Source organism: Mitsuaria sp. TWR114 (assembly GCF_007997345.1).
Genome location: NZ_VOSR01000116.1, coordinates 1 through 10,000, shown reverse-complemented (window position 1 = coordinate 10,000; position 10,000 = coordinate 1). Strand labels below are relative to the sequence as shown.

Annotated in this window: 8 protein-coding genes and 2 pseudogenes; all 10 read right to left on the bottom strand. The window is 68.8% G+C overall.

Going from position 1 to position 10,000, the window contains the following annotated elements; genetic code table 11:
• Positions 1 to 574, bottom strand: a 574-nt coding sequence (locus tag FUT87_RS05710) for a UDP-N-acetyl glucosamine 2-epimerase (protein WP_147240365.1), incomplete at its 3' end; no start/stop codon positions are given.
• A 7-nt stretch (positions 575 to 581) separates the two neighbouring features.
• Positions 582 to 1,133, bottom strand: coding sequence for a dTDP-4-dehydrorhamnose 3,5-epimerase (rfbC, locus tag FUT87_RS05705; RefSeq protein WP_147240364.1), 552 nt, complete (start codon positions 1,131 to 1,133; stop codon positions 582 to 584).
• Positions 1,133 to 2,023, bottom strand: a complete 891-nt coding sequence (gene rfbA / locus FUT87_RS05700) for a glucose-1-phosphate thymidylyltransferase RfbA (RefSeq protein WP_091721582.1) — start codon at positions 2,021 to 2,023, stop codon at positions 1,133 to 1,135. The genes rfbC and rfbA overlap by 1 nt, the downstream gene beginning before the upstream one ends.
• A 14-nt stretch (positions 2,024 to 2,037) precedes the next feature.
• Positions 2,038 to 2,919: a dTDP-4-dehydrorhamnose reductase gene (gene rfbD / locus FUT87_RS05695; RefSeq protein WP_147240363.1), complete on the bottom strand. Its 882-nt coding sequence runs from the start codon at positions 2,917 to 2,919 to the stop codon at positions 2,038 to 2,040.
• 21 nt (positions 2,920 to 2,940) lie between these two features.
• Positions 2,941 to 3,999, bottom strand: a complete 1,059-nt coding sequence (gene rfbB, locus FUT87_RS05690; RefSeq protein ID WP_147240362.1) for a dTDP-glucose 4,6-dehydratase — start codon at positions 3,997 to 3,999, stop codon at positions 2,941 to 2,943.
• A 57-nt stretch (positions 4,000 to 4,056) separates the two neighbouring features.
• Positions 4,057 to 5,336: pseudogene (locus FUT87_RS05685) on the bottom strand (nucleotide sugar dehydrogenase).
• Between the two features lie 161 nt (positions 5,337 to 5,497).
• Complete coding sequence (locus FUT87_RS05680) at positions 5,498 to 6,907, bottom strand: mannose-1-phosphate guanylyltransferase/mannose-6-phosphate isomerase (RefSeq protein ID WP_147240367.1); 1,410 nt, start codon at positions 6,905 to 6,907, stop codon at positions 5,498 to 5,500.
• 121 nt (positions 6,908 to 7,028) lie between these two features.
• Positions 7,029 to 8,051, bottom strand: coding sequence for a UDP-glucose 4-epimerase GalE (galE, locus tag FUT87_RS05675; RefSeq protein ID WP_147240361.1), 1,023 nt, complete (start codon positions 8,049 to 8,051; stop codon positions 7,029 to 7,031).
• A 12-nt stretch (positions 8,052 to 8,063) separates the two neighbouring features.
• Complete coding sequence (locus tag FUT87_RS05670; protein ID WP_147240360.1) at positions 8,064 to 9,230, bottom strand: hypothetical protein; 1,167 nt, start codon at positions 9,228 to 9,230, stop codon at positions 8,064 to 8,066.
• Positions 9,231 to 9,250: 20 nt separating this feature from the next.
• Positions 9,251 to 10,000: pseudogene (locus tag FUT87_RS05665) on the bottom strand (undecaprenyl-phosphate glucose phosphotransferase); the annotation flags it as partial.

The following is a 10,000-nucleotide window of genomic DNA, read 5'->3' as shown; positions in this document are numbered from 1 at the left end:
GGGCGTCGCCGGCCTCCAGGCGGTCGAGCTGGAACAGCAGGTTGTCGACCATCACATGGCCGACCTCGACGATGCGGGTGTCGGGATGGCCTTCGCGGCGCAGGTGGGCGGCGGCGCTCGGCTCGGTCGTGAAGAGCCAGTCCGCGATCGCGTCGGTGGCGCGGCGGTTGATCTCTTCCGGCATGGTCATGTCGCCGCTGCGCAGGCCGGCCTCGACATGCGCCACCGGCACGCCGAGCTTGCGGGCCGCCAGCGCGCAGGCGAGCGTCGAGTCGACATCGCCGACGACGACGCAGGCCGCGGGCCGGTCGGCCAGCAGGTGCGGCTCATAGGCCTGCAGGATGGCGGCCGTCAGCCGCGCGTGGCCGCCGCCGTGGCAGTCCAGCGAGACGTCCGGCGGCGGCAGCCCGAGCTCGTCGAAGAAGACACCGCTCATGGCGGCGTCGTGGTGCTGGCCGGTGTGGATCAGCCGCCAGTCGAGCCGGCCGTCCGCGCGCAGCGCCCGCACCAGCGGCGCGAGCTTCATGAAGTTGGGCCGCGCGCCCGCGATCAGGTGCAGCAGCGGCGCGGCCATCGGCGGGTCAGTCGAAGGACTTCGCGTCGGCGAGCAACGGCGCCTTCGCGTCCTTCTCGGCGAGCTTGAACTCGACGCCCAGCTTCGGCCAGTCGATGCCGATGGCCGGATCGTCCCAGCGCACCGAGCCCTCGGCCTGCGGCGCGTAGAGGTCGGTGGTCTTGTAGAGGAAGTCGGCGGTCTCGCTCAGCACCAGGAAGCCGTGGGCGAAGCCCGGCGGGATCCACAGCTGACGATGGTTCTCCCCGGTGAGCTCGACGCCGGCCCACTTGCCGAAGTTGGGGCTGGAGCGGCGCATGTCCACGGCCACGTCGAACACCGCGCCGGCGGTGCAGCGCACCAGCTTGCCCTGCGCATGCGGCGGCAGCTGGAAGTGCAGGCCGCGCAGCACGCCCTGGCTGGAGCGCGAATGGTTGTCCTGCACGAAGCGCACGTCGTAGCCGCAGGCGGCGTTGAACTTGGGCTCGGTCCAGCTTTCCATGAAGAAGCCACGCGCGTCGCCGAAGACCTTCGGCTCGATGATCAGCACCTCGGGCAGCGCGGTCGGGATCACATTCATCAGAACACCTGTTCGTTGAGCACCTGCTTCAGGTACTGGCCATATCCGTTCTTGAGCATCGGCTGCGCCAGCTTCTCCAGCTGCTCGGCCGTGATCCAGCCCTGGCGGTAGGCGATCTCCTCGGGGCAGGCGACCTTCAGGCCCTGGCGCTTCTCCAACGTCGCGATGAACTGGCCGGCTTCCATCAGGCTGTCATGCGTGCCGGTGTCCAGCCAGGCATAACCGCGGCCCATGATCTCGACGCGCAGCTGCTGCTGCTCGAGGTAGCGGGCGTTGACGTCGGTGATCTCGAGCTCGCCACGCGGGCTGGGTTTGATGTCGGCGGCGATGTCGCAGACCTGGCGGTCGTAGAAGTACAGGCCGGTCACCGCGTAGTTGCTCTTGGGCGCCTTGGGCTTTTCCTCGATGCTGACCGCGCGCTGGGCGGCATCGAACTCGACCACGCCATAACGCTCCGGGTCGTGCACGTGGTAGGCGAAGACGGTGGCGCCGTCGGTCTGCGCATCGGCGCTGTCCAGCAGGCCGGCGAAGTCGTGGCCATAGAAGATGTTGTCGCCCAGCACCAGCGCGCTGGGCGCGCCACCGATGAAGTCCTTGCCGAGCACGAAGGCCTGCGCCAGGCCGTCCGGGCTGGGTTGCACGCAGTACTGGAGGTTCAGGCCCCAGCGCGCGCCGTCGCCCAGCAGCGCCTCGAAGCGCGGCAGGTCCTGCGGCGTGCTGATCAGCAGGATGTCGCGCATGCCCGCCAGCATCAGGGTGCTGAGCGGGTAATAGACCATCGGCTTGTCGTAGACCGGCAGCAGCTGCTTGCTGATGGCCAGCGTCGCCGGATGCAGCCGGGTGCCGGAGCCGCCGGCCAGGATGATGCCCTTGCGGGGGGTGTTGCTCATCGCGGTCTCTCCAATCACAGGATTTCTTCGAGCAGGCGGTCGACGCCGACCTGCCAGTGCGGCAGCACCAGCCCGAAGCGGTCCTGCAGCTTGTGGTTGTCCAGGCGCGAGTTCAGCGGGCGCGGCGCCGGCGTCGGATAGGCGCTGCTGGGCAGCGCCTCGACTTGCTCGGGCTGCACCTTCAGCGCCAGTCCCTTGTCGCGGGCGCGGCCGAGCACGTGCCGGGCGTAGGCGTGCCAGCTGGTCTCGCCGCTCGCCACGGCGTGGTAGATGCCGCACAGCGCGCGGTCCCGCAGCGTGGCGCGGACCAGGTGCGCGGTGACATCGGCCAGCAGGTCCGCGCCGGTGGGCGCGCCGATCTGGTCGGCGACGACCTTGAGCTGCTCGCGCTCGGCCGCCAGCCGCAGCATGGTCTTGGCGAAGTTGCCGCCGCGCGCGGCGTAGACCCAGCTGGTGCGCAGCACCAGCGCATCCGCGCCGCTCGCGGCGATGCGCTGCTCGCCTTCGAGCTTGGTCTTGCCGTAGACGCTCAGCGGGCCGGTGGGCGCGTCCTCGAAGCGCCAGTCCGAGCCGGCGCCATCGAAGACGTAGTCCGTCGAGTAATGCACCAGCAGCGCGCCCCGGGCCTTGGCCTCCTCGGCCAGCACGCCGGGGGCCAGCGCGTTGATCTGGCGCGCGGCCTCGGGCTCGCTCTCGGCCCTGTCGACGGCGGTGTAGGCCGCGGCATTGACGATCACGTCGGGCGCCACGCGGCGCACCGTGGCGCGCAGCGCTTCGCTGTCGCCGAGGTCGCCGCCCTCATGGCGGTCCAGCGCGACCAACTCGCCCAGCGGGGCGAGCGCGCGTTGCAGTTCCCAGCCGAGCTGGCCGTTCTTTCCGAGCAGCAGAATCTTCATGCCGATGTCCTGCCCGGGCGCTCAGGCGCCGTATTGCTTCGAGACCCACTCGCGGTACGCGCCCGAGAGGACGCGCGAGGCCCAGTCCTCGTTGGCCAGGTACCACTGCACCGTCTTGCGGATGCCGGTCTCGAAGGTCTCGGCGGGACGCCAGCCCAGGTCGCGCTCGATCTTGCGGGCGTCGATCGCGTAGCGGCGGTCGTGGCCGGGACGGTCCTTCACGTAGGTGATGAGCCGCGAGTAGGGGCCGGCGGGATCGGGGCGCAGTTCGTCGAGCAGGGCGCACACCGTCTTCACGATGTCAATGTTGGCCTTCTCGTTCCAGCCGCCGATGTTGTAGGTCTCGCCCAGCGTGCCGCCGGCCAGCACCGCGCGGATGCCCGAGCAGTGGTCGGTGACGTAGAGCCAGTCGCGGATCTGCTGGCCGTCGCCGTACACCGGCAGCGGCTTGCCGGCCAGCGCGTTGACGATCATCAGCGGGATCAGCTTCTCGGGGAAGTGATACGGGCCGTAGTTGTTGGAGCAGTTGGTCGTCACCACCGGCAGGCCGTAGGTGTGGTGCCAGGCGCGGACCAGGTGGTCGCTGGCCGCCTTGGAGGCCGAGTACGGGCTGTTGGGCTCGTAGGCATTCGTCTCGGCGAAGGGCGGGTCCTCGGCCTTCAGCGAGCCGTAGACCTCGTCGGTGGAGACGTGATGGAAGCGGAAGGCCGCCTTGGCTTCGCCCTCCAGCGCGCTCCAGTAGCCGCGCGCGGCCTCCAGCAGCGTGAAGGTGCCCTCGACATTGGTGCGCATGAAGGCGCCGGGGCCGTGGATGGAGCGGTCGACGTGGGACTCGGCCGCGAAGTGCACGATCGCGCGCGGGCGGTGCGTGGCCAGCAGCTGATCGACGAGCGCGCGGTCGCAGATGTCGCCCTTGACGAAGACGTGGCGCGCGTCGTCCTTGAGCGAGGCCAGGTTCTCGAGGTTGCCCGCGTAGGTGAGGGCGTCCAGGTTCACGACCGGCTCGTCCGAGGTCTTGAACCAGTCGAGCACGAAATTGCTGCCGATGAATCCGGCACCGCCGGTGACGAGGATCGTCATGAAACTTCCCTGAAATGTGTGGCGTCGCGACCCGGGCGGGCGGTGACGCCGGTCGGATTACAGCCGCCAGACCCTGAGGCCGGCGGCACGGAGATCGTCGGCCCGGAAGGCCGCCTTGACGTCGATGAAGGCGCCGCCTTCCACCAGCTTGGCGGCAAGCGCGCCGGCCGCCAGCGCCTTGTACTCGCGGTGCGCGACCGCCGCCACGATGGCGTCGGCGCGGGGCAGGTCCTCGAAGGCCTGCAGCCGCACGCCGTATTCGTGCATCGCTTCGTCGGCCTCGGCCGCCGGGTCGGTGACGAAGACCTCGACGCCGTAGGTCCTGAGCTCGCGGATGATGTCGATCACCTTGGAGTTGCGCAGGTCGCCGCAGTCCTCCTTGAAGGTCAGGCCCAGCACGTTGACCTTGGCCCCCTTGATCGGCGAGCCCGCGGCGATCATCTGCTTGATGGTCTGCTCGGCGATGAACTTGCCCATGCCGTCGTTGATGCGCCGGCCCGCCAGAATGACCTGCGGGTGGTAGCCGAGCATGTCGGCCTTGTGCGTCAGGTAGTAGGGGTCCACGCCGATGCAGTGGCCGCCGACCAGGCCCGGCTTGAACTTGAGGAAGTTCCATTTCGTGCCGGCGGCCTCCAGCACCTCGGAGGTGTCCAGGCCCAGACGCTCGAAGATGATCGCCAGTTCGTTCATCAGCGCGATGTTCAGGTCGCGCTGGGTGTTCTCGATGACCTTGGCCGCCTCGGCGTCTTGATGCTGGAGGCGCGGTGCACGCCCGGCACGATGATGCGCTCGTAGGTCCTGGCGACGATCTCCAGCGTCTCGGGCGTGTCGCCGGAGACGATCTTGAGGATCTTCGTCAGCGTGTGGTCCTTGTCGCCGGGATTGATCCGCTCGGGGCTGTAGCCGACGAAGAAGTCCTGCTTCCACTTGAAGCCGGATTCGCGCTCCAGCACCGGAATGCAGACCTCCTCGGTCGCGCCGGGATAGACGGTCGATTCGTACACGACGACCGCGCCGCGCTTCATGTGCCGGCCCACGCTGGTGGACGAGCCGATCAGCGGGCGGAAGTCGGGGATCTTGGCCTCGTCCACCGGCGTGGGCACGGCCACGATGATGACGTCGGCCTCGGCCAGGCAGGCCGGGTCGCTGTGGTACTCGGCGTGCATGGCCGCGCGCACTTCCTCGTCGCTCAGCTCGCGCGACGGGTCGGTGCCCGCGCGGCACTTGGCGACCTTGTCCTCGGCGATGTCGAAGCCGATGGTCCGTCCGTGCTTGCCGAACTCGACCACCAGCGGCAGTCCCACATATCCCAATCCGACGACGGCAATCACGGACACGATCTTCTCCTGTCGACGGCCGACGTCGCTGCGACGCCGGCGTCCTGTTGTGGTGGGCCCGGAGCGTCCCCACCGGACCGGAAGGTCCGGGCGCCCCGCGCGATGGTCGGCTTTGTATCCGGTTTTCAGGTCGGCGCCGACCCCTCAAGCGGGCCCGGGCCTCAGTTCCGGCCGTAGGTGTCCTGGTAGCGCACGATGTCGTCCTCGCCCAGGTAGGAGCCGGACTGGACCTCGATGATCTCCAGCGGCACCTTGCCCGGGTTGGAGAGGCGATGGACCTGGCCCAGCGGGATGTAGGTCGACTGGTTCTCGGTCAGCAGCAGGGTCTTGTCGCCGTTGACGATCTCGGCGGTGCCCTGCACCACGATCCAGTGTTCGGCGCGATGGTGGTGCATCTGCAGGCTCAGCGAGGCCCCGGGCTTGACCATGATGCGCTTGACCTGGAAGCGCTCGCCCATGTCGATGCTGTCGTACCAGCCCCAGGGGCGGTGCACCTTGCGGTGCAGGTTCTGCTCGTCGCGCTGGGCGGCGGTCAGCTGGCTGACGATCTTCTTGACGTCCTGGCTCTTGCTGCGATCGGCGACCAGCACCGCGTCCGGCGTCTCGACGACGACGATGTTGTCCAGCCCCACCGCCGAGACCAGCCGGCTGGTCGCATGGACCAGCGTGTTGCGGCTGTCCGCGATGATCGCGTCGCCGCGGCTGGCGTTGCCGGCGGCATCCTTCTCCGCCACCTGCCAGACCGCTTCCCACGCGCCCAGGTCGTTCCATCCGGCGTCCAGCGGCACCATGCGCAGCGCGACCGGGCTGCCGGGGCAGCGCTCCATCACGGCGTAGTCGATCGATTCCGACGGCACGGCCGCGAAGGCGTCCTTGGCCGGGCGCACGAAGGGACCGTCCACCGCCTTGCCGCCGAAGGCCACGCGCGTGGCCTGGTCGATGTCGGGGCGGAACTGCTGCAGCGCCTTCAGCCAGACGCTGGCGCGCAACACGAACATGCCGCTGTTCCAGTAGTAGCCGCCCTGGTCGACATACTTCTGGGCGGTCGCGGCATCGGGCTTCTCGACGAAGGCCTCGACGCGCAGGCCGGTGCCTTCGGCGCCGGCGCGGATGTAGCCGTAGCCGGTCTCGGGCCGGTCGGGCGTGATGCCGAGGATGACGATGGCGCCGCCGCTGGCCTGGCGCACCGCGTCCTGCAGCGCGGCGGTGAAGGCCGCGCCGTCGGTGACCGTCTGGTCGGCCGGGGTGACGACCAGCACCGGGTCCTCGCCGCCTTCCAGCGCCTGCAGCGCCGCCAGCGTGATCGCCGGCGCGGTGTTGCGGCCGACCGGCTCCAGCAGCACGGCGCTGGGCGCGAGCCGCTGCTCGCGCAGCTGGTCCAGCACCATGAAGCGGTGTTCCTCGTTGCCGACGACGATCGGCGGCTTCACCGCGATGTCCTCGGCACCGAGCGTGGCCAGGCGGTCAGCGGCCTGCTGGAACAGGCTGGTGTTGCCGTTCAGCACCAGGAACTGCTTGGGATAACCGGCGCGGGACAGCGGCCACAGCCGCGTGCCGCTGCCACCCGCCATGATCACCGGTTGCGTGTCGATCTTGCTCAAGGTACTGCTCCCTCTGGAACTGGCGCCCCTTGCATGTCGATGCGGGGCTGTGGATTCGAAAAATGGGTCGGAAGTGTCGCAGAGCCGCGGATCAACCCTCGAAACCGTTCGGATTGGACGATTGCCAGCGCCAGCTGTCCTCGCACATGCGCTGCAGGTCGAAGCGGGCGGTCCAGCCCAGCTTCTCGCGCGCCAGCGCCGGATCGGCGTAGCAGGCGGCGACGTCGCCCGGGCGGCGGGCGACGATCTCGTAGGGGATCTCGCGGCCGCTGGCCTTGGCGAAGGCGTTCACCAGTTCCAGCACGCTGTAGCCGCGGCCGGTGCCCAGGTTGACCCAGATCGACTCCTTGCCGCGCAGCAGGAAGTTCAGCGCGGCGACATGGCCCTCGGCCAGGTCGACGACGTGGATGTAGTCGCGCACGCCGGTGCCGTCGGGGGTGTCGTAGTCGTTGCCGAAGATCGACAGCTTGGCGCGCCGGCCCACCGCCACCTGCGTGACGTAGGGCATCAGGTTGTTGGGGATGCCGCGCGGGTCCTCGCCGATGCGGCCGCTCTCGTGCGCGCCCACCGGGTTGAAGTAGCGCAGGCAGGCGGTCTGCCATTGCGGGTCCGAGGCGCCCAGGTCGCGCAGGATGCCCTCGCCGATCAGCTTGGTCGCGCCGTAGGGGTTGACCGCCATCAGCTCGGCGTCCTCGCGCAGCGGCAGCGACCTGGGCTGGCCGTACACGGTGGCGCTGGAGGAGAAGACGATGCGCTTGCAGTCATGCCGGCGCATCGCTTCGCAGACCGTCAGCAGCCCGTCCAGGTTGTTGCGGTAGTAGCTCAGCGGCTTGGCCGTCGATTCGCCCACCGCCTTGAAGGCGGCGAAGTGCACCACCGCGGCCGGCTTGTATTCGTTGAACACCGCGTCCAGCGCCGCGCCGTCGCAGACGTCGAGCTTCTCGAACAGCGGGGTCTGGCCGCTCAGCTCGGCCAGGCGATCCAGCACCTTGGGCGAGCTGTTGCTGAAGTTGTCCACGCCGACGACGCGGTAGCCGGCCGCCTGCAGCGCGAGCCAGGTGTGGGAAGCGATGTAGCCGGTCGCGCCGGTCAGCAGGATGGTGTCGTTGGCCATGGAGTCGGAAGGTCAGCGGATCATGCCCTGCACGTAGCAGCCGGCGGTGTAGGCGTTGTAGGAGTAGATCACGTCGGTCGTGTCGCGATCGAGGCGGGTGTACTGGCAGCCCACGGTGACGTTGCGCAGCGCCTCCCAGGCCAGTCCGAGGCTGTATTGCTTGGAGTTGTCCTTGGAACGGATCCCGCCCAGGGCGATGTCGCGATCGCGGCTCAGGCGCGTGAAGCCCACGCCGGCCTGCGCGGTGAGCTTGCCGGTGATGCGGTAGCTGAACTGGGTCTGGAAGGCCGTCTGCACCCGGTTGAAGTCGGACTGGCCGTTGTTGATGCCCAGGTAATAGGTTTCGACGCCGGTGTCCCGGGACAGCTTGGTGCTGAGGGTCCAGCGCCCCCCCGGGGCCCAGTTCCAGTTCAGCGAGCCGGTCAGGCCGGTGAAGGTGTCCGAGGTGCTGCGGCTCAGGCGCGCGTTCAGGCTGCTGGCCCCGGTGGCGCGCCACAGCGCCGTCAGGTCGATGTCCTTGCGGTCCCACTCGAAGCCGTTCACCGGCACGCGGCCCTTGGTGTAGCGGCCGGCCAGGCCGAAGCGCCAGGCGCTGCTGGCGTTGTAGAGCAGGCCCACGGAGGAGGTGTTCTGGCGGTATTCCTGCGTGTCCCACAGCGGCAGCGAATAGTCGCGCTGGCGCCGCACGAAGGTGCCCTCGAGGGTGAACGGCGACAGTCCCGGCAGGCCCAGGCGCACGCTGCCGCCGGCGCTCTGGTCGGTCTGCAGGTTGCGCTCGGTGGTGGGGGCGATGCCGGTGTTGCTGTTGAAGTCCGCCAGCGTGCGCGCGCGGGTGTAGTCCAGCGTGCCCGACAGGTTGCCCGCGGTTTCCCAGTCCAGGCCGGTGTCCAGGCTGTAGCCGCGGTTGTCCAGCCGGCTGTTGTCCTGGTAGCGGGTGTCGTTGAATCGGCCGTCGGCGTGCAAGCGTTGGCGGCCCAGCCGCGTGTCCATGCCCGCCAGCAGGCTCAGCGAGGTGAGCCGGTCGCTGCTTTCGGCGGCATTCGAGCGGAACACGTTGTCCGTGTAGTAATGGCCCAGCGAGGCGCCCAGGTACCAGGGACTGCCCTGGTCGCTCTGGGCCCAGCAGGAGGCGGACGCGAGCAGGGCGAAGGGCAGCGACAGTCGGTGGAGGCGGTTCATCGTGGGAAGGTCTCCTGCGGTCAATAGGCGTGGCGGTCGAACAGCATCAGCCGAACGGTGCGCACGATGATCTGGAGATCCAGGCCGAGCGACCAGTTGCGCAGGTATTCCAGATCGTATTCGACGCGCGCCTTCATCTTGTCGACGGTGTCGGTCTCGCCGCGCAGGCCGTTGACCTGCGCCCAGCCGGTGATGCCGGGCTTGACCTTGTGGCGGACCATGTAGGCCTTGATCAGCTGGCGGTATTCCTCGTTGTGCGCGACCGCGTGCGGGCGCGGGCCGACGATGCTCATGCGGCCCTGCAGCACGTTGATGAACTGCGGCAGCTCGTCCAGCGAGGTCTTGCGGATGAAGGCCCCGAACGGCGTGATGCGCGGGTCGCCCTTGGTCGCCTGCTTGACGACCGCGCCGTTGTCCATCGCGCGCATCGAGCGGAACTTGTAGACGATGATCTCCTCGCCATCCAGGCCGTTGCGGCGCTGCTTGAAGATCACCGGGCCGGGCGAGCTCATCTTCACGCCGATCGCCAGGATCAGCAGGATCGGCGAGATCAGCACCAGGATGAGCGCGGCCAGGATGATGTCGCTGATGCGCTTGACCACCTCGTTCACGCCGGTGAACGGGGTTTCCAGGATGCCCACCACCGGCACGCCGTTCACGTCCTGCAGCCGGCCCTGGATGATGCTGATGCCGAAGACGTCCGGCACGAAGAACAGCGAGGCGGTCGTCGCCCTCAGCTGCCTCGAGCAGCTGCAGGATGCGCGGCTGCG

Excerpts from the sequence above, each read along its gene's own strand:
- rfbC (WP_147240364.1), bottom strand. The coding sequence starts at position 1,133 with ATGAATGTGATCCCGACCGCGCTGCCCGAGGTGCTGATCATCGAGCCG.
- rfbA (WP_091721582.1), bottom strand. The coding sequence starts at position 2,023 with ATGAGCAACACCCCCCGCAAGGGCATCATCCTGGCCGGCGGCTCCGGC.
- rfbD (WP_147240363.1), bottom strand. The coding sequence starts at position 2,919 with ATGAAGATTCTGCTGCTCGGAAAGAACGGCCAGCTCGGCTGGGAACTG.
- rfbB (WP_147240362.1), bottom strand. The coding sequence starts at position 3,999 with ATGACGATCCTCGTCACCGGCGGTGCCGGATTCATCGGCAGCAATTTC.
- FUT87_RS05680 (WP_147240367.1), bottom strand. The coding sequence starts at position 6,907 with ATGGCGGGTGGCAGCGGCACGCGGCTGTGGCCGCTGTCCCGCGCCGGT.
- galE (WP_147240361.1), bottom strand. The coding sequence starts at position 8,051 with ATGGCCAACGACACCATCCTGCTGACCGGCGCGACCGGCTACATCGCT.
- FUT87_RS05670 (WP_147240360.1), bottom strand. The coding sequence starts at position 9,230 with ATGAACCGCCTCCACCGACTGTCGCTGCCCTTCGCCCTGCTCGCGTCC.